Below are 23,151 nucleotides of genomic sequence, written 5' to 3' on the forward strand. Positions count from 1 at the left end.
TTTAATTTTTTGATTTTGTTTTGACTGTTTCAAGACTGGACGTTAAAACCTCTTCCAGTTTTGAATAACTCTTATCCGCTGCTTCCTTGAAATCCATCGCACCCTTCTTATAGATACTGGTCCATTCAGTGATCATTGACTTGGTTTGAACCGGAATCCACGGGGACTGTTTCAGTAAATTATCTACCGCTTTGGATGTGTGCTCCTGCAACATGACCATCGAATTAAACCCGGTCTCAAATGCCTTCTTGTGTCCATCAATCATTTTCTTAGTTATTTCTTTGTTATCCATAACGAATTCTCCCTTTTTTGTTTTGTCTTGAAGCTAATTATAATCAGTATTCTTCCTTTGTCAATAATATTTTTGTTGCAGTGCAATATTTCTTATTAGTCGCATTATTTATGGCGAAATTTATTTAGCATAATATTTACATATACTTAAAAAACTTTCACCATCAACACCAATGCCGATAATTATTTTATGTTGCAATATTCATTATAATTACGTAAGAAAAGGGAAAGGAATTCCCTAATGGATAAAAACACGCTGCTGCTCAAAAAATACACCAACCGCAGACTTTACGATACGGAAAAAAGTATTTACGTTACACTGGATTACGTAACAGAAACCATCCGTCATGGCCGGAAGATTCAGGTAACGGACGCCAAAACCGGCGAAGATGTCACCCCGGCCATTCTCACGCAAATTGTTTTAGAAGAGGCCCGTAAAAAGAAATTTCTTTTACCCCCTCCCCTGCTCTATCTGATTATTCAATATGGTGAAAATGTGCTCACGGATTTCTTCGAAAAGTATCTCGAGCAGACGATTCGTAATTATCTGTTGTTCCGCAATGTGGCTGATGACCAGTTCAAAAAGTGGCTCGAGTATGGCGAAAATTACCCCAAAATGGATCCACAGGCCATGGCCGGTCTTTCACCATTCAAACCTCTTTTTGATCTGTTTGGCGCCGATGCGCAAAAAAAACAACAGGAAGACAAGTCATAACCCCGGCGCCTGCTTGCACGAAAATGTTAGTTCAAGACAACGGGATACTAATGTACGTCAATAGATTGCAAAGCAATCAGATCAACCATCTTGCCGCAAATTGTCGAGTCATAAATTGACGCACGTCTTGCAGCAGCGGGAATTAATATGCAAGTTCATGCGCATGACACAATTATTGCCTTGACATTATGCCGTGCATTTCTTAACATGCCGCAAATTTAGAAGGTTTCCACTTTTCAGGCTATGTACTCGAAAAAAATAGTTATTCGCTATACACCGGAGGTTGTCCAGCAACCGGTCATTTATCTTTTGTCTCAAAAACACAATCTGGTCTTTAATATTCTTAAAGCAAGAATCTATCCACGCCGCGAAGGCGTGATCGTACTGGAACTATCCGGGCAGAAAGAAGATTTCGACCGTGGCATCCATTTTCTAAAAGAAATGGGATTGAAAGTTGAGTCTCTTTCCAAAAGCGTGAGTCAGAATTGCGATAAGTGCGTTCATTGCGGCGCCTGCACCGGGTTTTGCCCGACCGGCGCCTTATCCTTCGAAAAACAGACGCAAAAAGTTTTGTTTGATCCTGAAAAGTGCAACGGCTGCGAACTTTGTGTTTCCGCCTGCCCCGTGCGCGCCATGGAAATCAATTTAATGTAATCAGAACAACATCTTTAACCGGATGACCTTTCCCGTCTTCATTGGTCCGTATCGACAACATTTCATTTATCAAATGATTTGACCATTTTCTTTTGGATAAAATTATTCAATTGATATATGAAGCAAAAATGTATTTTTAAAATACATCTTTGTTATCTATGCAGACATTTTCGTACAAAATTAAAACCATCATCCAATCTCAGGGAGGCGCTGAAACTTCTTATGGCAACAGGCAAAAATGGATTCGATAATGAAAAATACATCTCACAGCAGACTGAATCAATATTAAAACGCGTTGAAAAATTCAACAACAAACTCTATCTGGAATTCGGCGGCAAGCTGCTCTATGACTATCATGCAGCCCGGGTACTGCCCGGCTATGATCCCAACGTCAAAATGCGTCTCATCAAAGAACTGAAAGACCGGGCGGATATATTACTTTGCATCTATGCAGGCGACATTGAACGAAAAAAAATCCGTGCGGACTTCGGCATCACTTACGATTCGGACGCAATGAAACTGATTGATGATCTGCGGGGCTGGGATATTAATGTAATGGGCGTTGTCATTACCCGGTTTGAGAATCAGCCTTCAGCCATTTTATTCAAAAACAAGCTGGAACGACGCGGTATCCGGGTCTTCACGCATCGCTTTACAAAGGGGTACCCGACCCATGTGGATTTAATCGTCAGCGATGAAGGCTACGGCGCCAACGAACATATTCCCACCGAGAAACCACTGGTGATTGTCACGGGACCGGGGCCGGGCAGCGGGAAGCTGGCGACCTGCCTTTCCCAGCTTTATCACGACTACAAAAGAGGCGTCAAATCCGGCTACGCCAAGTTTGAAACCTTTCCGATCTGGAATCTGCCGCTCAAACATCCCGTGAACGTCGCCTATGAAGCGGCCACCGCCGATATTCGCGATTTCAACCAGATCGATCCGCTGCATCTGGAGGCATACGGCGAAGCCTGGGTCAATTACAATCGTGATGTGGAAGTCTTTCCGGTGTTAAAGAGAATTCTGGAAAAAATCACCGGCGAGGAGTCCTTCTATAAGTCTCCCACCGATATGGGCGTTAATCGCGCCGGATTTGCCATTATTAATGACGACGTCACAAAAGAAGCAGCCAAACAGGAAATCATCCGCCGTTATTTCCGTTACCGCTGCGAATATGCCATGGGATTTTCCGATAAGGAAACGGTGCAACGCGTTGAATTGTTTCTCAGCGATTTCAATCTGAAACCGGAGGACAGACGCGTGGTAATGCCTGCGCGCAGGGCAGCCGAGGAAGCAATGGAACGCGACAGGGGGAATGAAGGAATCTTCTGCGGCGCGGCCATCGAGCTTGCCGACGGATCGATTATCACGGGCAACAACTCCCCCTTGATGCACGCGGCATCCAGTGTGGTGATCCACGCGATCAAACATCTGGCGGATATTCCCGAAAAAATCAAACTACTGCCGGCCAACATAACGGATTCGATCCGCAGGCTGAAAACTGAAATGCTGCACGAAAAGAATGTGAGTCTTGACCTGGAAGAAGCGCTCATCGCGCTTGCCATCAGCGCCACAACCAATCCGGCGGCGGAACTGGCCCTGGAAAAATTAAAGGAATTGCAAAATTGCGAAGTTCACATGACCCACATTCCCACACCCGGCGATGAAGCGGGGCTGAGGAGAATGGGCGTGAATCTGACGACCGATCCGAATTTTTCGACCAACGATCTTTTTATTACATAGCCAATATTATTTGCCGGCGTCTTTCTTTGCGGTATCCAGCAATTTATTGATGTCCCCCGGTGCTTTTTTGGCTTTATCGGCTATGTTTTTGGTATCACGCCATAAACTGCTGAACTTATCCCACACCTGCTCTCCGCCGGTTTTGAAAGTCTGGACGGATTGCTTGATTTTGTCGGACATGGGTGCCGGGTCTTTGAAAAAATTAACCCCGCCAACCAGCAAAATGACGATTAAAAGAACGATCGCTAATTTAACAAATTTACTCAAAATAAAATACAGAATCATGATAACGGCAAAAATCGTCAGCAGCGTAAAAACCGTCGGATGCGCCGTAAAATAAGCTGATATGGTTTCCATGTTGAAAGCTCCCTTCCCTTATTGTTGCTAGTTGTAATTGATAATTTAACTCATTTTTATCATAAAATCCATTTTTTGTTTATCTTGACAAAGAGCAAGTTGCCTCATAGATAAAACGCCGGAATAAAATTAACAAAGGAAACAAACACCATTGAACAACGACGGAACGATCAGGAATGTCGGTCTGGCCACCTTAGGCTGCAAGGTTAATCAGTGTGACGCGGCGGCACTGACGCTTGATTTGCAATCTGCCGGTTTTACGACGGTGCCTTTTAATACCGTCGCCGACGCCTATATCATCAACACATGCAGCGTTACGGCTTTTGCGGATTTTCAGGCGCGTCAGCTCATCCGCAGGGCGCTGCGTTTAAATCCCCGCGCCCGCGTCATCGTGACCGGATGCTATGCACAGACACAGGCCGGAATGCTGTCTCAAATCGACGGCGTCACCTGCGTTGTGGGCAATGATCAGAAGCATCGGATCGTCGAACTGCTGAATTATCCGGACCCCGGCCCGCCGGGCATCCTTGTCGGTGACATTGCGCTGCAAAAGCAATTTCTTTCCGCCCCGGCACCCGGGCTTGCCGGAAGAACCCGCGCATTTTTCAAGATTCAGGACGGCTGCAACGCCTTTTGCAGCTATTGCATCGTGCCTTTCGCCCGCGGCAAAAGCCGCAGCCTGCCCGTGCCTGATTTGCTCGAAGGCGCGCAAAACTTTACCCGGCAGGACTATCAGGAAATTGTGCTCACCGGCATTCATCTGGGGTACTATGGTCATGACCTGCAGCCCGAAACCGATCTGCCCCGGACGCTTGCGACGTTGCTGTCTCAGAATCCAAAGGCAAGATTCCGGCTCAGTTCCATCGAACCAAACGAGATATCGGACGAGTTGCTTCACCTTTTTGGCGTGCACGAAAATCTTTGCCCTCACCTGCATATTCCATTGCAAAGCGGCGATGATGACATTCTGAGAATGATGAAGCGCCGCTATGATACGGCATTCTATCGTTCGCTGATTGAGAAAGTGGCTCGCCGGGTAGCCGATGTCGCCATTGGAATTGACGTCATGGTCGGTTTTCCCGGTGAAGGGGAAAAGGAATTCGGCCACACCTTGCAGCTTCTATCCGATTTACCCTTAGCTTATCTGCACGTCTTCCCCTATTCTGAACGGCCCGGCACCGCCGCGCTCGCCATCCAGCCCAAAGTTCCGGAAAAAGTTAAAAAAGAACGCGCCGCAATCCTGCGGGAACTGGGCGCAAAAAAAAGAGAAGCATTCGCCCTGCGGTTTCTGGGAAAGACTCTGCCGGTGCTGGTAGAACAAACCAAAGACAAAAAAACCGGTCTCGCCAAAGGTTTCTCACACAACTATCTTCCGGTAATACTGGACAAACACCCCTCTTCTTTAGTAAATAAGATCGTCGGGGTCGGGATCGAACATTACCGGGAAGGTAAACTTACAGGCAGGGTTGTTCATGAGTAAAGACAGAGAAAAAAGATTAACCGCTCTTCAGGAAAAGCTGCACTATGTTTTCCGCAATCCCGATCTGCTTTCGACCGCTCTGACACACCGTTCCTATATCAATGAAAATCCGCAGCCGGGCGCAAGCGATAACGAAAGGCTCGAATTTCTGGGTGACGCGGTTCTGGGGCTTTGCGTCAGCGACCTGCTGATGAAAAAGCATGCCGATTCCGACGAAGGCACCCTTTCCAAAATCCGTTCTTTGCTGGTCAACGAAAAACCGCTGGCGGATCTGGCCGTAAAACTTAATCTGGGAGAATGCCTGCTCTTGGGAAAAGGTGAAGAAAACTCCGGCGGGCGCGCCAAAGAATCCCTTCTGGCCAACGCGCTCGAAGCGGTCATTGCCGCAATTTACCTCGATTCCGGTTTCAGCAAAACAAAAACTTTCCTCAAGCAGCTTATGAAGCCTCTCTTGAATGACGAAACCCTGAATTTACAATGTTTCGATTATAAAACAGCTTTACAGGAACTGTGTCAGAGGAAATACAAATCCGCACCGCTCTATACCGTCCTTGACTCAAGCGGCCCTGATCACGACAAAACCTTTGAAGTGGAGGTAGTCGCAGGCGGCGATATCCGGCAAATCGGCCGGGGAAAAAACAAAAAAGACGCGCAAAAACAGGCGGCGCAAAAAGCCTGGGAAAGTCTGCATGAGTGAAGGCAGCGGCTGAAGTCCAAAATCCTGCGAAACCACTGATTATTCCGATCTTTATTATGAACGGCGGGTGTCCGCAGCACTGCATCTTCTGCAATGAAAAGATTGCCGCGGGAGATTTCGCTCCGGAAATTATCAGAAGTTTCTTCGACGCCGAAGTCGCCTCCTATCTGCGCTGGAACAAAGACAAGCGCAGGCGCGTGGAAATCGCCTTTTACGGCGGCAATTTTACCGGCCTGGCCATTGACTATCAAAAGCGGCTCTTATCATGGGCCGACACTTATCTGCAAACAGGGCAGGCAGACTCCATCCGGATTTCCACCAGACCGGACTACATTGATGACAACCACCTGGCTTTTTTACACGCCGCAGGCGTCAGAACCGTTGAAATCGGCGCTCAATCCTTCAATGATGACGTTCTCCGTACCGCTAATCGAGGTCATGACGGGCAAGCCACCATCCGGGCCATGCAATTGCTCAAGGCCCGCGGCTTCCAGGCAGGCCTGCACCTGATGGCCGGCCTGCCCGGCGACACGCGCGAAAGCTTTATGGAAACATTGCTGCGTACGGCTGAACTTCGACCAGATACCGCACGCATCCATCCGGTGCTCGTTTTTAAGGACACACCGCTCGCCTATGAATACCGTCTCGGACGCTATCAACCGCTCAGCCTGACCGAAGCGGTGAAGTGGTGTCATCTGGCCTGGGAGACGCTGACGCCAGCCGGCATCCATATCATCCGTTTCGGCCTGCAAATGACGTCTGAAATGCATCAAGAGGGGGCTGTGCCGGCAGGCCCGATGCATCCGGCTTTCGGCAGCCTGGTCTATTCCGCAATCTTTTTTTCATATACGCTGAGATTGCTGCGGGATGTACCGAAACATACCGGGGTATTACACTTCAGTGTGGCCCAGCGTGACCTGTCCAATTTTCGCGGCCCGGGCAATAAGAATGTCGACGCAATAAAAAAGCTTTACCCTGACGCACGAATTGTTATAGACTCCGTCCGCGAAGGCCTTCTTGGGCACCTGTCGCTGAACACCGAAACAGAGGAATCTTTGTCTCTCGATATTCCAGGAATCGCATAAAATCATTGGAGAATACTTGTGTTTAAATCCGGCTTTATCGCCATTTTAGGACGCCCGAATGTGGGCAAATCAACCTTTTTTAACGCGATTGTCGGCGACAAAATTTCCATCGTCGCCAACAAACCGCAAACCACGCGCAACCGCATCACAGGCATCAAGAACTTACCTGACGCACAGTTGATCTTCCTGGACACGCCGGGAATGCACAAACCGAAAACGCCGCTCAACCGCGCCATGGTTCAGGCGGCACAGGATACAATCGGTGACACCGATCTTCTGCTCATGATCGTCGAAGCGGACAGCGCGATCGGCCCGCACGATCTTTTTCTGATCGAAGCGCTCGCCCCGGCCAGGGCGCCGGTGTTTCTGGCCATCAACAAGATCGACCGGGTTGAAAAACCCGCGCTGCTGCCACTGATCGATCAATACAGCAAACTTCATGACTTCGCCGGCATTTTCCCGATCTCCGCACTGAAAGGCAACGGCATCGACGAGTTGCTTTCCTGCCTGAAAGAGGCTCTCCCGGAAGGTCCGCAACTGTTCCCCGACGATATAGCGACTGACGCCACTGAAAGGTTTATCGCCGGAGAGTTTATCCGGGAGCAGATTACGCTGCTGACGTCGCAGGAGATCCCGTACGTAACCGCTGTAACCATTGACGCGTTCAAGGAAGATGAAGAAAAAAATCTGATTCGCATCAGCGCCACCATTCATGTGGAAAAAGATTCGCAAAAAGCAATCATGATCGGCAAACAGGGCGGCATGCTGAAAAAAATCGGGACGCAGGCCCGGCTGGCGATGGAAAAACTTTTCGGCGCGAAGGTTTTTCTGGAATTGTTTGTACGCGTCAAGAAAGACTGGACCAGCTCCGACAAAATGTTACGTGAGTTCGGACTTATCAAATAGAGGTTTCCATGCAGGCAAAACCCGTCATCGCCATTGTCGGCCGCCCCAATGTGGGCAAATCAACGCTTTTCAACCGTATTGCGGGAAAGCAGAAAGCCATCGTCATCGACGAACCGGGCGCCACACGTGACCGCAACTATATGGATTGCGTCTGGAACGATAAGGCTTTCACCCTGATTGACACCGGCGGATTTGAACCCGTCACGGAAGAGCGCATTTTGATCCAGATGCGCGAACAGACGAACCTGGCCATTGAAGAAGCGGACGTGATCATTTTCCTGATGGACGGCAAAGCCGGCCTCACTCCGACGGACATCGAAATAGCGCGTCAACTGCGCAGCAGAAGCAAAAATGTATTTTACGCCGCCAACAAAGTGGACGGCGCGCGGCATGAAGAATTGCTCACCGAATTCTACCGGCTGGGCATCGATGAAATTTATCCGATCTCCGCTCAACACGGATTAGGCGTCGATGAACTGCTGGCGGTGCTGACGGAGGGTTTTCCCCAGGCTATTGAGAGCAAAGGCGATGAGGAAGAGCCCATTGCGGTGGCGATTGTCGGCAAGCCCAACGTCGGCAAATCATCACTCATCAATCTGATTTCCGGCAAGGAAAGAAGCATCGCCAACCCCACACCCGGCACTACGCGCGACGCCATCGACACGACCATCAAGGTACACGGCAAACAATATCTCCTGATTGACACGGCAGGGATCCGCCGGAAAAACAAGATCAGCCTGACGCTGGAGCAATACAGCGTCGTCCAGGCGTTAAAGACAATCAACCGCTGTGACATCGCCCTCGTGTTGATTGACGCGGAAGAAGGCATCACCGAACAGGACGCTAAAATTGTCGGTCTGGCTTACGAACGCGGGAAGGCCTGTATTATTGTCGTCAACAAATGGGATAAAATCGAAAAAGACAATGCCACCGTGGGCAAGTTTGTTGAAAAAATTCATGATCAAATCAAGTTCATGGATTTTGCTCCGATCATTTTTATTTCCGCGCTGACCGGACAACGGGCGCCGAAAATATTTGACGTCATCAATGACGTTTATGCACAATATACCAAACGGGTGGGAACCTCGCCGCTCAATGATCTGGTGGAAAAATCCGTCCGGAAAAATCCGATGGCGCGTTTTCAGAACCGGGCCATGGGCATTTCTTACGCGACGCAAACCGGCATTAAACCGCCCACCTTTGTTTTCTTTGTCCCCCACGCCAAAGGCGTCCATTTTTCCTATGAACGCTATCTGATGAATTCCATCCGCGAAGAATTCGGCTTCGACAAAGTGCCGCTCAAACTGATCTTCCGCAAAAAGAGATAATACCGGTCATTTTGCCCAACGGAGTAAATGTTTGTGAGCAGCGCGCTTGCCGCTCAATTTAATCGATACGTCACGGCCATTCTTATTTCCGCTCTGACGGGAGGTTTGGGGAAAGGCGCAACATTTTTCACCGTGTCAATCGCATTACGATCCAGCATGGAAAATCCTGAACCATCGATGACTCTTACGTCGCGGACGCCGCCGTCTTCGCAAACAACGAAAGCGATCCTGACCTGTCCGCGCCAGCCCATCTTTCGCGCAATCTCCGGATATAAAATGCTGCCCGTGATCTTGTCACGTATATAAACGAAATGTTCTTTGAGATATACCGCTCTCGATTGTTCTATGCTATCCGGGCGTCCCGGTGAAGATTGAACGGCCCTTGAGGTATCGGCGCCGCTCCGGGATGAATCGGCTGCTGCCGTCCGGTCAGAACCATCCACTGCCGGACGGTCTCCTGAACCGCTCGCCGAAACCGGCAAAAGCGTTTGCACCGCAGTCTCCCGGTTGGTGTTTTCAAAGGCCTGCGCCACATGATCAGCCCGGGATAATTCCGCCAAAGCGGCTTTATGGGGCTGGGAACGAGGAACGCTCTGTTGCCGGGTAATCGCTTTTTGCGGCAGAGCTTCGTCCGGCGGCTGTCGCACGCTTGTCTTCTGATGCAATGAAGACTGATCCATCGCGGAAGATTCATGAACGCCGGCAAAGGTGAAGTCAATAATCATGGTCTTGTTCTTTACGACGGTGAAATATTGCAACAGGAAAAAAGCCAGGATAACTATTCCGTGAATACCGATCGACCAGACAACACCTTTTATTTGTAATGTCATTTTTTCACTTCCGTTTGCAGACTTATTTTTTTGAACCCCCTATTCTTGATCACATCCATCACATCAACGAATACCTGCAGGGCAATTCCCCTGTCGGCATGAATCAGGACGGGCATCTCCGCGCTGAATGACCGGATTTCATCGGTAAGTTTAGTGAGCGGAACAGGTTTCGTGTTTAAATAAACAGCCCCCCGGCGGTCAATCTCAATTGATATGGTTTTAAGGGCGCCTGTTTCACGACTGGTTGAACCGGGCAGTTCCAGTGGGATAGCCCCCCGGGCAATGAACGTTGATGTCGTCAGAACAATGGTCAGCAGCACCAGCATGATATCAATAAACGGAATAACGTTGATGTAATCAAATTCCTTTTCTTCCATTTTTAATCTCCCATTCAAAGACGAGTTCTTTGGCCTGTCTCACCAGAAAATTGTAAAAGGTTAAAATCGGGATAGCCACCATGAGTCCGACTGCCGTCGCTTTCATCGCCAGGGCGAGCCCCACCATAATCTTGCCGGTATCCATAAAACCGTCATGACCCATCGTGTAAAAAGTCAGCATGATACCCAGAACCGTCCCGAGCAGGCCGATATACGGTGCATTGCTCGCAATGGTCGCCAGAATATGAAGCTTTCGGGTAAGCGCCAGCTCCAGGGATTTTTTGTCCGTAAACTCATCGAGGATCAGCCTTCTATAGTAAAGGCGTCTCTCGATAGCGACAGCCAGAGCAATGAGACTCATCGTCACCAGAAGACCGATCACGCCATAATCAACAACCCCTTTCAGCCATTCCATATTTTTTCTCCATGATATTCATTATTATGAGGCGGATTCGGGGGCCTGCAGCATGCAGGACGCAGCCCCCGGGACCATGCCTGTTTCCTGCATTTCCCGCGGTTCACCGCCTCATGTTCATTTTGAGTCAATATTATTTGCATAGGTCCAATGTCATTTGTTTATCCGACCCTCAATGCATCCTTGTTTCGGCGGAATCGCGCAAGTCGTCGCCCTGCTTTTTCTTCCCATCGCACCCATGGCCATCAGAATGGCTGCAGCACCGCCAAAGCCCGCGCACTGAAAGCAGTTTGCGCAGCCACCGGTACAGCCGGCGGCAGGGAAAATGGCCGCAAAGGTTGTACCCAGCGCCGTCAGAAAAACCAGAATTTTACGCCCCCATTTTTTCATACGGCAAAATCCTTTCCGTCAGGATGGATTAGAGAATAGGGCGGAGCATCCTGGACGCGGTCTGCACCAATCTCTTTTTTCAATCCATATCGAATGGCCTGCTGCGGGCATGCTTTCAGGCATGAGCCGCACGGCAGACAGGAAAACTGGTTGATGCGGGCTTTTGCACCGACATCAATAGCCCAGACCGGGCAGGCGCCCCTACAAAGACCGCAGCCATTGCAACGATCCGGGATTACCCGAAATCTCCGGCCATATTTATCTCCCAGCCTGTTGATGAGAGAATCGAGTGCTCCCACGGGGCACAGGAGATTACAGTAGCCTCTGCCTCCTTTGGCCATAAAGCCCAGGCCCACCAGGAGTCCCAGATTGATCACACCGGCGGAACGAAAAAAGAAGGCCATGTCCGCCTGAGAAAAGGCCGCGCCGAACATCCTTGGAACCGTTGCAAAATTACAATACGAACAGCAGAGGCTTCCCAGACCGAGGGCGGGGAGAAGAAGATAAGCCGTCAGATAACCATAGCGCACCGGGGATGCGGGAATGGCATCCAGACGGATTTTAATTTTTTGTGGAACAAGCCGGCTGCCCAGTTCCGATGCGCCGCCCACCGGACAGAGGTGACTGCACCAGATGCGCCCCAGGAAGAATGTGCTGACCAGAACACCCATGACCAGGGCGACACCCATGAAGCTCCTGGCCATCCCCATCAGAAACGCGCCGCCGGTTATGCCGTTACGCCACGTAAAAAACATGCGCGGACACCAGCTCCCGCAGAAGCTGCTGTCCTGAGTGATCTGAAACAGAAACGAAAGAGGCGGCATAAACAGAATGATGCCAAGAATCAATATCCAGGTCCTTTTATTGACGAAAAATAATTTCTTAGTGGTCGTGAGATCCGGCATGTTTTGCTCCCTCCTTTCCCTGGAAGATGATCGGCACATTGAGCACCAACCGGTTGGTGCTTGTGTCGTAAAAGGCCAGGCTGTAACGCCCCCTGACGCCGCTGTTCCCGGCGTACTTTACCGGATTATTTTTGAACGCATTGGCGCAGCCTTCCGAGCAAAAGACATATTCGCGGCCTTCATAAAAGTGCTTCGTGAAGCCTTCCGCATACGCCATACCGCAGACCGGGTCTATCCGGGGCGGCTTCATAGACACCCACAGGGCAACTCTGTCTTTCGGTTCAAGATGATAGAGGATATTATTTTTGAATTCCGGACTCCGGCGAAGACCGAGATCCACGACAGGCGCCGAAAAATAAATCTGATGGTCCATGGAGGGTTCGCCTTCCAGAATGACCCTCGCATTACCTCTGTATGACCCGATGACGGTGGCCGTGGCAATCAGCATGTACCCGTCCTCCCCGCTCTCGAGATAGGCCGGATGCCTAGCTTTGCCGCCTGCCTGCGTGATAAGCCCGATGGAGTGAGCCGAATCACCCCACTTGTAAGTCGCCGCCAGAAACGATATCGCGAAGGCCACAATAAAGAAAATAATGGTTTTGGTTTTCACTGGACCTCCTCAAAATTTATAGCTGATTCTGGCCATTAATGTGCAGGGGCCACCCGGTCGATACCTCGCCGCTCCCCCAGAGTCCTTGGTGACTTCAACGGCATAGCGTGTATTGAAAATATTATAGGCATCCAGCGTCATATCCAAACCCTTCCATTCATAACCGACCAGTGCATTGGTAATGAGGGAATAGCCCTTGTAGGTTTCCGAATTGGCGTTATCCACTTCATATTCTCCCCAGGTGTTTGTTTCCATCCTGGCCCGGAATCCCGATGAATGCTTGTACGCAGTAAACAGAGCGTACTGGTGCCTGGGAATGTAAGGAAGCCGGTTGCCGTCCCTGCGGAAGTTCGTCCCGTTGATTACCTCATTGAATTCCGCAAAGGTGAAATCGCTGTAAGTATAGGCGCCTCCGAAATGCAGGCCTTTAAGCGCCTGAACCTGCGCCGATAATTCCAGTCCTTTTTTCCTCGTTTCACCCGCGTTGCTGTATGAGGATTGGTTATCAGGCAGTTGCGTCTGAACGATGTCATCCTTCACATTAATATAGAAGAGGGCCAAATCGATGCTGTGGCCGCCCTTAAACCGTGCCTTAAAACCGGTTTCATAATTGTAGGTTTCGGACGGCACAAGATCGGGATTTAAACTCAACTCAGACGTCTGAGGCGTCTGGAAACCTGTCGATATGTTACTGTACAGGTTAATGATTGGCGTCAGTTTATAGACAACACCGATTCGTGGACTTATGTGCTCAAAAGATTTATCCCTGATAATCGTTTCACGATTGGTTACATACCGGGCTGTCGCGTAATTGTATTCGCGGAATTGCTCCGTATGGAGGTCAAAGAGGACCTGGTCATACCGGATACCGGTGTCGATGATCCATTTGTCGGTTGGCCTTAATGATTCCTGCAGGTACACACCCCATTTGCTGATGGTGTCTTTTCCATTTTCCGCAAAATTCCCTTTTTCATCCGAGGTCGTATAGAGCAACCGTCCGGTCGGACTTGTCACAAAATCTCTATAGGTATATTTATCACTGTCGGTCTTGTCCATCTGCCCGGCGATGCCCATCGTGGCGATACCTTTCATCCCCCAGATCGTATGTTTAATGTCGGTTTGAAGATCGGCACCATAAACGCTGGCGCCCCCGTCATTGATCAGGCCGGTTACCGGATGGTAGTGGTCCCATTTCTGGAAATAAGCGAGCGGTTTGAATTTGATATTATCCACTGCTATTTCCGCTTTAAGACTGGAATAAAGAATATTGCTGTACCTGCCCGAATTTCTCCATTGTTCGGAGGTGAGCTGACTGATATCGTTATCGTATTGGGCTTTCGTGAGCGTTCCCGGCAATTGCAGATCCGCCTTGGTCAGTGAAATATTTCCTTCCACCATAACTTTTTCACTGAAGACCTGTCCTACTTTCAGGCTGCCCTGATTCGTGCTGAATTCATTCCATTGCCGCCAGGAATCGTTGGACCGGCGGCTCCCGGTAGCGGAAATATAGGTATTCTTGAAATGCGTCCCATATGTTCCATTATACAATTGCGTATTATTGCTTCCGTATCCAACCTTGACGCTTTTGGTCTCTTCAAAAAGACTTTTGGTAATGATGTTGATAACACCTCCGGTGGCGTTTGCCCCGTAAAGCGTTGAATTCGGTCCTTTCACAACGTCGATCCTCTCGACCATCTCGGAATCAACAAAATCCAGCCGGGACATACCGTCGGGGTCGGTAATCGGTACGCCGTCGAGCAGGATCATAATCTCCCGGACACCGTATCTGGCCTTTAGACCGGCGCCCCGGATGATCAGTCGGGCATCATATCCTCCGTTTTTCGATTCGGACTGCACACCGGGAATTCCTGTCAGGGCCTCTTTCAGGTTGAACATTCTCGTGTCATTTATTTTTTCTTTGGTGACCACACTCACGCCTGCGGGAATTTCTTCAGTTGTCCTTTCTGTCCTGGTTGCGGTAACTACAACTTCCTCAAGATCCATCTGCTTATTCCCGGGCTCTGCGGCGTAAGCGTAAAAGAAAGCATGCATCAATATAAAGACAATGAAAGGGCAGAATAGTGCCTTCATGAACTATAACCTCCTTGTTGGAGGCGACGAAAGGTATTTCCCGCAGGAAGAACCGACAGGACTTGCAGCGCAAAGCTGATTGGAAGGCACAACACAAGCGGCAAAGCCACTCTGGGCGGCTTCGATTCGTTGCGTTGAATATATTTTTATCTTGAGAAGGGCGTCTCTTTTAAAAGATCCCTTCTTTACCTTCCATGAATCAGCTTCACCTGAAATCCAACGCCGCTGTACAAAACAGCCGGAACGAGTGAAACCTTCAGCGCCCTATTACTTTTTTGTTAGAAGAAACGCTTTCTCACGACCGGAAACTGCTACATAAACCCTGCCGTCCCTGATCCGGGAAACGGTCCCCAGCTTCAAAGGAACATTGCAGGAACAACGCCCCGGACTGCGGGAAATGCTATTGCAGCACATCATGGGGCAGCCGCAGACATAAACCGCTTCGCCGATTTTTACTTCGTTTAAAACGACTTCCGGTTTATTATTTTGTTCCGTGGCGCAGCCCAAAAAGGCAAGAATGGCCAGCAAAATGATCATCCGCTTTTTCATGGACCCTCTTTGACCAATCAGTATTCAGCTCATGACAGCCGTTTCCGGTTGAGAACAATTCAGACAATGATTAATAAGGTATTTTCAGGAAGACAGAGGCGGCGCACGACCTCTTAAGCATGTGATCGATGTGATACAATCCGGGACTGAGGCCACGGATGGAAAGAACATTGATGCATAAGAGGGCGGTTGGATAGTATCAGCTTCATTTTCCGGCGTTAAAAAAACCATCGAATGGCTGAAGGTGCAAATGGAGCTTTCATGTGAATGATATTGACAAAAGTGATGGTTGCTTCCCAGAAAGACAGAAAAGAAAAAAAACAGTATCAGAAAATAATTTATTTTTTTCCGGATAGCCAAGTTGCCGTCTCCTATTCGGTAAACATAAACGCTCTTATCATAAGCATAAGCAAAACAGGATCAATAAACAATGGTTATATATGGGGAGGCGATTGGTAGCTAAACCCTACCAAAGCAGATACAAACCGGACAACGGGCGCTGAAAATATTTGACGTCATCAATGACGTTTATGCACAATATACCAAACGGGTGGGAACCTCGCCGCTCAATGATCTGGTGGAAAGATCCGTCCGGAAAAATCCGATGGCGCGTTTTCAGAACCGGGCCATGGGCATTTCTTACGCGACGCAAACCGGCATCAAACCGCCCACCTTTGTTTTCTTTGTCCCCCACGCCAAAGGCGCCCATTTTTCCTATGAACGCTATCTGATGAATTCCATCCGCGAAGAATTCGGCTTCGACAAAGTGCCGCTCAAACTGATCTTCCGCAAAAAGCGCTGACACCGTTTCCGCCGGCCATCTCATGCTTTTGGTCGCTTCGACATCGTCGTTGTTATCAACCGCAGGAAGACGTTTTGACCCATCTGAATCAATAACAATTTCTTCCTGCGGCCGGAGTGACAGGAGGCGGACTTGTGTAAGCTCGCGCTAGTCCGCTTCTTCGAGGATGTGTTTCTGGGCTTTTTCCATGTCGGTCGAATAGTGCCGGGCGCTGAGCCAGTAGAAAAATGCGCCGGCGAGCCCTCCCAGCGTTGTTAACAATAATCCGATTTTAATGCCGTAGGCGCCGCCTCCCAGTCCGTCGGATATTGCTCCCACAAGAAGAGGCGACCAGGCGCCGCCGAAAACATAACAGCAGAAAACAGCCATCCCCCACGAAACGCCTTTTAAACTGGGCGGTGTAACATCCTGAGTCGCCGCGCTGATGGACGGCACGGGAAAAATCGAGAAAATGCCGTAGAGAATGCCAATGGCATAACCCAAACCGCGCACGTCATAATAGATCATGAAAAAAAACAGCACTGTCGCGATCAAGAGCGATGTTGCCGCCGTGAGCATACGCCCTCTTGGATTCTTCTTTTGCCACAGGTCCGCCGCCAGGCCGCCGAATATGGCGCCGAAAATCGCCATGAGACCGATGATGCCGACCAGCATTCCGGCCTTCTGCGCATCCACGCCGTTTGTCCGCATGACCAGCGGCGCAGCCCAGACAAGAAATGCGAAACACATGAAATTTTGCAAACCAAATCCAATATACAGCCATTTTAAAGTCGGTATCGAAAACAGAGAGACAGCCGACCGGAAAAAGCTTATTTTCTGACCAAATTCGTCAATGTTCCTTACGGTCTTGTAGTCTTTCATGTAGAGAGCCAGCAAAGCCAGTATGATACCGGGAACGGCAAAGACGTAGAAGGCCATCCTCCATCCGTATTTCACGGAGATCGCGCCGCCGATGATGAGCCCCAGAGCGGATCCCAGCGGGACCGCCATGTTAAAAATGCCCATTACCAGACTTCGGCCTTTATCGGGAAAGGAAGCGCCAATGAGCGGCGTCCCCCCCGAAGTAAAGCCTGCTTCTCCAACGCCAACCAGGAAGCGGGGTATTAAAATACCCAGAAAGCTTTTCCCCATTCCCGTCATAAAGGTAAAGCCGCTCCAGACCAGGGCCATAACGGAGACGGTTTTTTTTCTGCTCCAGCGGTCCACCAGGTAAGCTGCCGGAAAAGCGAAAAACGCCATGCTCAGAAAAAAAAGCGTCTGGATGATGCCGATTTGTGAATCGGATAGACCGAGATCTTTTTTGATAAATTCAGTGGTGATGGACAACACCTGGCGATCCATATAATTGACCGTGTAAAGCAGTGAACATATGATGACAATATACCAGGCCGATAACCTGCTTATGTCAAATTTCTTTGCGGCGCTTTTTGTAATCATCCGTATCCTCCTCGTGTAACCGTTTTTGTTGTCACTTGTGAATTCAACTTCTTTGCAAAAAAACATGCGCAGGCTTCGCTCAAACGAAACACAACTCCCGATTGCTCAGTGGCATTTGACCGCAGCAAGATCCGTCTGATTTTGTCCCTCATGCAAAGGACAATGTCTTCTCTATTTCGGAGCCATGCGCAGGGCGCCGTCCAGCCTGATGACCTCGCCATTCAGATAGGGATTCTGAATAATGTGTTCCACAAGGATGGCGAATTCTTCCGGTTTGCCGATTCTCCGGGGAAAAGGAACAGAAGCGTTTAATGCGTTCAGGGCTTCCGGGGGCAACATTGCCAGAAGCGGTGTTTGAAACATTCCCGGGGCGACAGCCATAACGCGAATTCCCAGAACAGCCAGGTCGCGGGCCATGGGCAGGGTCATGCTGACTACTGCGCCTTTTGAGGCCGCGTAGGCCACCTGTCCTATCTGCCCGTCAAAGGCGGCGACGCTTGCCACATTGACGATCACTCCCCGTTCACCTGCTTCATTCGGCACATTGTCACGCATGGCCTGCGCCGCCCTGCTGGCCACATTGAAAGTGCCCAGAAGGTTAAGCCGAACGATTTGTTCAAAAACCGGAAAGGAATGCGCACCGCTTTTCGAAACGGTTCTTTCCGTCCAGCCGCAACCGGCGGCATTGACACAGCCATGAATAGCGCCGAATTGCTCTCTGGCTCTGGCAATGCTGTTATGGATACTTTCTTCGTTGGTGACATCCGTTAAACAAAAAATAACCTGATCTCCCAACTCGGCAGCCAGAGCTGCGCCTTTTTCCTGCTGCACATCAAAAATGGCAACATTTCCTCCGGCCTTAACGATTTGCCTGACGGTCGCGGCCCCGAGTCCGGAAGCTCCGCCTGTTATCAGGACTGTGCAATTCTTAATTTCCAAGGTGTTTTCCTCCTTTACTTATCTGCGTCCTCTTATTTTAGTTTATCCAGTCCGAATGCTTTACTCATCAGCCGGTCAACCAGATCCACCGGCAGTTTTTTATAGAACGGCATCCGTTTGGATTCCTTGCCAATGCGAATGATTTTGGGAATCTTTGCCCGGGATAGTTTACCGACCAGCACTTTTGAAAATTCTTCGGCCGGCGTCGGGTCTTTTTGCGAGGCAACCGCCCTTGCTTTGATATATTCAATCAGCGGGGCGTAGACGGAATTTTTTGTTTCGATGATGTTCTTGATGGCGGCTTCTCCAATATTGGACTTGATGGCGCCGACCTGAACCACAATGACCGCAATGTTAAAGGGCGCCAGTTCCATACGCAGGGAATCCGAAAGCAGGTGCATGGCGGCTTTCGTCGCGCAATACACGCCGGCAAAAGGAGTAGCACAGATGCCCGACACGCTGCCGATATTGACGATCAGACCGGACCGCTTCTTGATCATATGCGGGGCAACGGCCCGGGTTAACGCTGCGGCCCCGAAGACGTTGGTGTCGAACTGACGCCTCAGGTCATCGGTGGATATATCGATCACCGGCCCCATCTGCATATAACCGGCGTTATTGACCAGCACATCGATTCTTCCGGCTTTGCCGATGACTTCACGAACACAGGCTTCGATGGAATCGGAATCCGTTACATCGAGCGCAGCGGTTTCCATCTTTTCTTGCTTTAATGATTCAATCACCTCAGGCTTTCGCGCCGTGGCAAACACCCGGCAGCCGCGCGATGCAAACTCACGAGCCAGCGCCAGCCCGATTCCAGATGAACAACCGGAAATGAGTACAACGGATGCTTTCTCCATGATCCCCCCTTATAATCGGTATGTTTATCATGTTCCGAACTCCTTCCCGCGACCGTCCGGACTTCAGAGCAGACAACTCGCGGGAGGAAATTCTGTCTACTTGATGATCATATTGGCCCGCCAGGCGGTAATCTTTTCGGCGCTGTATCCCAGATCGGACAGGATCTCGTCATTGTGCTCACCCAAACGCGGCGCAGGTCTGCGGATCGACGTTTTCTCGCCATTGAAACGCACGGGATTGCCCATAATCCAATCCGTGCGTCCGCTCGGCATCTTGTGTTCGATAATAAAACCGTTTTCCAAGGCTTGAATATCGTTCTTGAGCTCTTTCCAGCGGAGATTGACTTCGTGCGCAATATCGGCTTTTTTCAGCCGTGTAACGATTTCATGCTCCGTTAAGCTGCCGAACGTCTCGTCAATAATAGCCGCCAGCTCTTCCCCATGCTGAAACCCAGCCGTTTGATTATTGAAACGCGGATCATCCGCGAGGTCCGGCCGCCCGAGCACCAGTTCAGCGAAGGGTTTCCAGTAGCGATTGTATTCCAGGGCCATAACGGTAATCCATCGGCCCTCCTTTGACTGATACGTATTCATCAGGCCGGAGCGGGGTTGTTTGCGCTTGGTCCTGATCTTGTTATATTCCTCGTCGGTAAGGTGCGCGTTGTTGTTGGCGGCAGCGATATTCAACTGAAGGTTCCACAGGGCGGTATTGAAAAGAGACGTCTGCACCTTGCATCCCCTTCCGGTTTTCTCCCGCTGCAGAAGGGCGGCGCAGATGCCTCCTGCCAGAAAGGTGCCTGTCGGATGGTCCCCGAATCCAGCGAGAGCCGGCAGAGGAGGATTGCCCGGTTCCGGCATTTCAACCAGGATTCCGGAGCGGGCAAAGTAGGCGGACAGATCAAATCCCGGTTTTTCCTTATCCGGGCCGGCATCGCCATATCCGTTTAAGTAGGCATAGACAAGTCGGGGATTTTTCCCGGAGACCGTTTCGTAATCCAAGCCGAGGCTGGTTAGCGCATTGGGACGATAATTCGTGACGAGGACATCCGCCGTTTGCAACAGTTTATTTATAATTTCTTTTCCCTCGTCGGTTTTCAGATTCAGGGAAATTCCCCGCTTATTCCGGTTATCCAATTCAAATTGAATATTGTCGTCGTCCTGAACCGGACAGGCCATGATAAAGCCGAAAAACCGGAACATGTCACCTGAAAGCGATTCTATTTTGATCACATCCGCGCCCCAGTCCGCGAGCGTCATCGCGCAGATCGGTGCGGCGGCGTATGTACTGAAATCAAGTATCTTGATTCCCTGCAAAGGCAGAGTGTTCTCCATTGTCTTCCTCCTCTAATTCATCTTTGTCATGTTGCTTATTCCGCTTTACGGTAGATGTGAGCCCCCAGGGCCGCTTCTTCGACGCCGATCAGACCGCCGCCATTGAGCTGCATGCCGATCTTCGCCCCTTTCACCTGCCTCTCTCCTGCGCGCCCCCGAAGCTGGGTGACCAGTTCGTACGCCTGGGCAAGGCCGGTGCAGCCGACGGGATGGCCGCGCGAAATCAGACCGCCGCTGACGTTGGTCGGCAGATCGCCCCCCAAAGTGGTTGCTCCTGAAGAACAGTAAACCCCGGCGTCTTCCGATTTGCAGAAACCGGCCTGGGCCGTCTGATAAATTTCTCCGAAGGATGTCGCATCATGCAGTTCCAGGACATCGATGTCTTTCCGCTCAATCCCCGCCTGCTGAAAAGCAATCTCGGCGCCTCTCCCGGAAATATCCTGATCATAATCTCCCCGCGATCGTCCGGAGACCAGAACCGATGCGAGGACCAGAATCGGATCTTTTATGTCCCGGTGTTCCCGGAGATATTTTTCGGAACAGACAATGGCGGCGGCACAGCCCTCTCCCGTCGGCGCGCACATGGGACGGGTCAGGGGATAGGTAATGGGTTTGTCTGCCATGATTTGCTCCCAGGATATTTCCTTCCGGTACTGGGCTTTGGGATTCATCGTGCTGTGATGGTGAGTCTTTGAGCAGACCCTGGCCAGTTGCTCCTGGGTGTAGCCGTATTTCTTCATGACCTTCATGGCCTTCACGGCGTAGTAGTCCATAAAGGGACTCCGGTCGCCGCCGACATTCGTTTCCTCATAGGGAATTCCGAGGACTTCCGATTTTTCTTTCCGCCATTTCTCTATGTACAGCTTTTTCCTGTCCTGTTCGCTTCCCATCCAGAAAGCGGAAAGCGTCATATAGGGAAGCGCGGCCACGATCTCCGGGAGGTCCTCCAGATTATTGAGATCGGGCAACACCTTTTCGATGCCGACAGCCAAAGCCAGGTCGGACCCGCCCGCCAGCACATAATGAATCGCCTGGTTCAAGGCCGTGGAGGCCGTGGCGCAAGCGTTTTCCACATTCACAACGGGCATGCTCTCAAAGCCGAGCCGCCTGAGAATCACCTGGCCGCGGATGCAGTGCTGGCTCGTGAGCATTCCCTGGGCGCAATTGCCGTACCAGATGCCGCCGATGGCAGCCTGATCGCCTTTAGGGTTCAGGCCCGCGTCCTCCATGGCTTCGGAAATGGCGATGTCGCATTGCTGTTCAAAAGAACCGCCGTCCTGTTTGACGATGGGGGTCATGCCCACACCAATGATATAAACTCGATCTTTCATAAATCCTCCTGATGTTTTGATGGGTTGATGATTATTCCTCACGGTATCCGTTCATTTCTCAACAAGAGAGGACAGAATGTTGAGGACGTTTTCTGTCGCATTTTCATAATAGCGCGCATCTTTCATGGCGATGATTTCCGGGAACCGTTCGGCAATCTGCTCCAACGTGACGGCCGCGCCGGCTGCGAAGCGCACACCGCTTCCCTCGTTCATTTGCACGCAGGAATAGTAACCGCCCCCGGCGGACAAAATCTTCCCAGTTGACCGGCATTGATCGGAAACAAGATAGAGGACCATCGACGCCACCAGTTCGGGTTTGATTCTGTCGGCAATCTCCGCCGGAAAAGTTCCGCCCGCCATTCCCGTTGCGGCGATAGGGGCGATGGTGTTCACGGTGATATCGTATTTTGCCCCCTCCAGTTTCAGGGCGTTCATCAACCCGACCAGGCCCAGCTTGGCCGCGGCGTAATTGGTTTGCCCGAAATTGCCGTAAAGACCGGCGGTGGAAGTGGTCAGCAGGATTCTGCCGTATTTTGCCTGTTGCATGATCGGAAAAGCCGCCTTCGTGAGATAGACGGCACCGAGAAGATGAACCCGCAGCACCTCTTCGAAATCGTCGAGGGGCATCTTGAGAAAGCTCTTGTCCTTGAGAATCCCCGCATTATTAATAAGAATGTCCAGCCGCCCAAAGCTTTCCATAGCGGCGGCGACGATTTTTCCCGCAGCATCACGGTCCGCCACACTGTCGCAATTGGCAACGGCGCGGCCGCCCTGTTCACGGATCTCTTCTACCACCTTCAGTGCGCGAGATGATCCATCGGGGAGAACACCGGGGTCGTTCACCACCACCCTTGCGCCGCGTGCGGCCAGTTCCAGCGCGTAACTTCTACCGAGCCCGGCTCCTGCGCCGGTGACGATCGCGACGCGCTCGTCGAAGCGGATACTCATATTGTTTCCTCCTGTCTTTTTGCTTTTTCTGATTCTCTGCAATCTTATTCTTGCCAAATGCAATGCCCATGCCGTTTAT

At 50.5% G+C, this 23,151-nt stretch carries 26 protein-coding genes; 10 read left to right on the forward strand and 16 right to left on the reverse strand.

Annotation, left to right across the window (positions count from 1 at the left end; all coding sequences use genetic code 11):
• Position 1: 1 nt before the first annotated feature.
• Positions 2-292, reverse strand: a complete 291-nt coding sequence (locus CVU71_17050) for a hypothetical protein (protein PKN17238.1) — start codon at positions 290-292, stop codon at positions 2-4.
• 240 nt (positions 293-532) lie between these two features.
• On the opposite strand from CVU71_17050, the gene CVU71_17055 reads away from it, so the two are divergent.
• From CVU71_17055 to CVU71_17065, 3 genes are all read left to right on the forward strand, one after another.
• Positions 533-1,006, forward strand: coding sequence for a transcriptional regulator (locus tag CVU71_17055; protein PKN17239.1), 474 nt, complete (start codon positions 533-535; stop codon positions 1,004-1,006).
• 243 nt (positions 1,007-1,249) lie between these two features.
• A complete protein-coding gene (locus CVU71_17060) occupies positions 1,250-1,660 on the forward strand; it encodes a (Fe-S)-binding protein (protein ID PKN17240.1) in 411 nt (136 codons plus the stop codon).
• Positions 1,661-1,882: 222 nt separating this feature from the next.
• Positions 1,883-3,403 (forward strand): hypothetical protein, encoded by a 1,521-nt coding sequence (locus tag CVU71_17065; protein PKN17241.1) that lies wholly within the window; start codon positions 1,883-1,885, stop codon positions 3,401-3,403.
• Between the two features lie 6 nt (positions 3,404-3,409).
• Here CVU71_17065 and CVU71_17070 read toward each other — a convergent pair whose 3' ends face one another.
• Positions 3,410-3,760: a hypothetical protein gene (locus tag CVU71_17070; protein ID PKN17242.1), complete on the reverse strand. Its 351-nt coding sequence runs from the start codon at positions 3,758-3,760 to the stop codon at positions 3,410-3,412.
• Positions 3,761-3,911: 151 nt separating this feature from the next.
• Between CVU71_17070 and CVU71_17075 the strand changes: the two genes are divergently transcribed.
• The 5 genes from CVU71_17075 to CVU71_17095 are packed head-to-tail and all read left to right on the forward strand — an operon-like array spanning position 3,912 to position 9,256.
• Positions 3,912-5,240, forward strand: a complete 1,329-nt coding sequence (locus CVU71_17075) for a tRNA (N(6)-L-threonylcarbamoyladenosine(37)-C(2))-methylthiotransferase MtaB (GenBank protein PKN17243.1) — start codon at positions 3,912-3,914, stop codon at positions 5,238-5,240.
• Positions 5,233-5,937, forward strand: a complete 705-nt coding sequence (gene rnc / locus CVU71_17080) for a ribonuclease III (GenBank protein ID PKN17244.1) — start codon at positions 5,233-5,235, stop codon at positions 5,935-5,937. The genes CVU71_17075 and rnc overlap by 8 nt, the downstream gene beginning before the upstream one ends.
• Positions 5,934-7,022, forward strand: a complete 1,089-nt coding sequence (locus tag CVU71_17085; protein ID PKN17245.1) for a radical SAM protein — start codon at positions 5,934-5,936, stop codon at positions 7,020-7,022. Before rnc ends, CVU71_17085 begins: the two co-directional genes overlap by 4 nt.
• Before the next feature lie 18 nt (positions 7,023-7,040).
• A complete protein-coding gene (locus CVU71_17090; protein ID PKN17246.1) occupies positions 7,041-7,928 on the forward strand; it encodes a GTPase Era in 888 nt (295 codons plus the stop codon).
• An 8-nt stretch (positions 7,929-7,936) separates the two neighbouring features.
• Positions 7,937-9,256 carry a ribosome biogenesis GTPase Der gene (locus tag CVU71_17095; protein ID PKN17247.1) on the forward strand — a complete coding sequence of 440 codons (1,320 nt, stop codon included), beginning with the start codon at positions 7,937-7,939 and terminating at the stop codon, positions 9,254-9,256.
• 53 nt (positions 9,257-9,309) lie between these two features.
• On the opposite strand, the gene CVU71_17100 is transcribed toward CVU71_17095, so the two are convergent.
• From CVU71_17100 to CVU71_17135, 8 genes are all read right to left on the reverse strand, one after another.
• Positions 9,310-10,086, reverse strand: a complete 777-nt coding sequence (locus tag CVU71_17100; protein ID PKN17248.1) for a hypothetical protein — start codon at positions 10,084-10,086, stop codon at positions 9,310-9,312.
• Entirely contained in the window at positions 10,083-10,463 is a 381-nt protein-coding gene (locus CVU71_17105) for a biopolymer transporter ExbD (GenBank protein ID PKN17249.1), read from the reverse strand. Before CVU71_17105 ends, CVU71_17100 begins: the two co-directional genes overlap by 4 nt.
• A complete protein-coding gene (exbB, locus tag CVU71_17110; GenBank protein ID PKN17250.1) occupies positions 10,444-10,878 on the reverse strand; it encodes a TonB-system energizer ExbB in 435 nt (144 codons plus the stop codon). The genes CVU71_17105 and exbB overlap by 20 nt, the downstream gene beginning before the upstream one ends.
• Before the next feature lie 153 nt (positions 10,879-11,031).
• Positions 11,032-11,268 (reverse strand): hypothetical protein, encoded by a 237-nt coding sequence (locus tag CVU71_17115; protein PKN17251.1) that lies wholly within the window; start codon positions 11,266-11,268, stop codon positions 11,032-11,034.
• On the reverse strand, positions 11,265-12,212 hold the full coding sequence (locus CVU71_17120) for a 4Fe-4S ferredoxin (GenBank protein ID PKN17252.1): 948 nt from the start codon (positions 12,210-12,212) through the stop codon (positions 11,265-11,267). Before CVU71_17120 ends, CVU71_17115 begins: the two co-directional genes overlap by 4 nt.
• On the reverse strand, positions 12,151-12,423 hold the full coding sequence (locus tag CVU71_17125; GenBank protein PKN17301.1) for a hypothetical protein: 273 nt from the start codon (positions 12,421-12,423) through the stop codon (positions 12,151-12,153). The genes CVU71_17120 and CVU71_17125 overlap by 62 nt, the downstream gene beginning before the upstream one ends.
• 369 nt (positions 12,424-12,792) lie before the next feature.
• Complete coding sequence (locus CVU71_17130) at positions 12,793-14,835, reverse strand: TonB-dependent receptor (protein ID PKN17302.1); 2,043 nt, start codon at positions 14,833-14,835, stop codon at positions 12,793-12,795.
• Positions 14,836-15,141: 306 nt separating this feature from the next.
• Complete coding sequence (locus CVU71_17135) at positions 15,142-15,423, reverse strand: hypothetical protein (GenBank protein PKN17253.1); 282 nt, start codon at positions 15,421-15,423, stop codon at positions 15,142-15,144.
• A 267-nt stretch (positions 15,424-15,690) separates the two neighbouring features.
• On the opposite strand from CVU71_17135, the gene CVU71_17140 reads away from it, so the two are divergent.
• Together CVU71_17140 and CVU71_17145 are read left to right on the forward strand one after the other, a co-directional pair.
• Positions 15,691-15,882, forward strand: coding sequence for a hypothetical protein (locus tag CVU71_17140; GenBank protein PKN17254.1), 192 nt, complete (start codon positions 15,691-15,693; stop codon positions 15,880-15,882).
• A gap of 19 nt (positions 15,883-15,901) precedes the next feature.
• Positions 15,902-16,225 (forward strand): hypothetical protein, encoded by a 324-nt coding sequence (locus CVU71_17145; GenBank protein ID PKN17255.1) that lies wholly within the window; start codon positions 15,902-15,904, stop codon positions 16,223-16,225.
• Positions 16,226-16,372: 147 nt separating this feature from the next.
• On the opposite strand, the gene CVU71_17150 is transcribed toward CVU71_17145, so the two are convergent.
• From CVU71_17150 to CVU71_17175, 6 genes are all read right to left on the reverse strand, one after another.
• A complete protein-coding gene (locus CVU71_17150) occupies positions 16,373-17,728 on the reverse strand; it encodes a hypothetical protein (GenBank protein ID PKN17256.1) in 1,356 nt (451 codons plus the stop codon).
• Positions 17,729-17,833: 105 nt separating this feature from the next.
• Positions 17,834-18,601 carry a 3-hydroxyacyl-CoA dehydrogenase gene (locus tag CVU71_17155; GenBank protein ID PKN17257.1) on the reverse strand — a complete coding sequence of 256 codons (768 nt, stop codon included), beginning with the start codon at positions 18,599-18,601 and terminating at the stop codon, positions 17,834-17,836.
• A gap of 32 nt (positions 18,602-18,633) precedes the next feature.
• Positions 18,634-19,461, reverse strand: a complete 828-nt coding sequence (locus CVU71_17160; protein ID PKN17258.1) for a short-chain dehydrogenase — start codon at positions 19,459-19,461, stop codon at positions 18,634-18,636.
• Between the two features lie 96 nt (positions 19,462-19,557).
• Positions 19,558-20,793 carry a hypothetical protein gene (locus tag CVU71_17165; protein ID PKN17259.1) on the reverse strand — a complete coding sequence of 412 codons (1,236 nt, stop codon included), beginning with the start codon at positions 20,791-20,793 and terminating at the stop codon, positions 19,558-19,560.
• Between the two features lie 35 nt (positions 20,794-20,828).
• Positions 20,829-22,124, reverse strand: coding sequence for a thiolase (locus CVU71_17170; protein PKN17260.1), 1,296 nt, complete (start codon positions 22,122-22,124; stop codon positions 20,829-20,831).
• 51 nt (positions 22,125-22,175) lie between these two features.
• Positions 22,176-23,072, reverse strand: a complete 897-nt coding sequence (locus tag CVU71_17175; GenBank protein PKN17261.1) for a 3-oxoacyl-ACP reductase — start codon at positions 23,070-23,072, stop codon at positions 22,176-22,178.
• Positions 23,073-23,151 lie beyond the last annotated feature (79 nt).

The organism is Deltaproteobacteria bacterium HGW-Deltaproteobacteria-6 (assembly GCA_002840435.1).
Classification (GTDB): Bacteria; Desulfobacterota; Syntrophia; order Syntrophales; family Smithellaceae; genus UBA8904.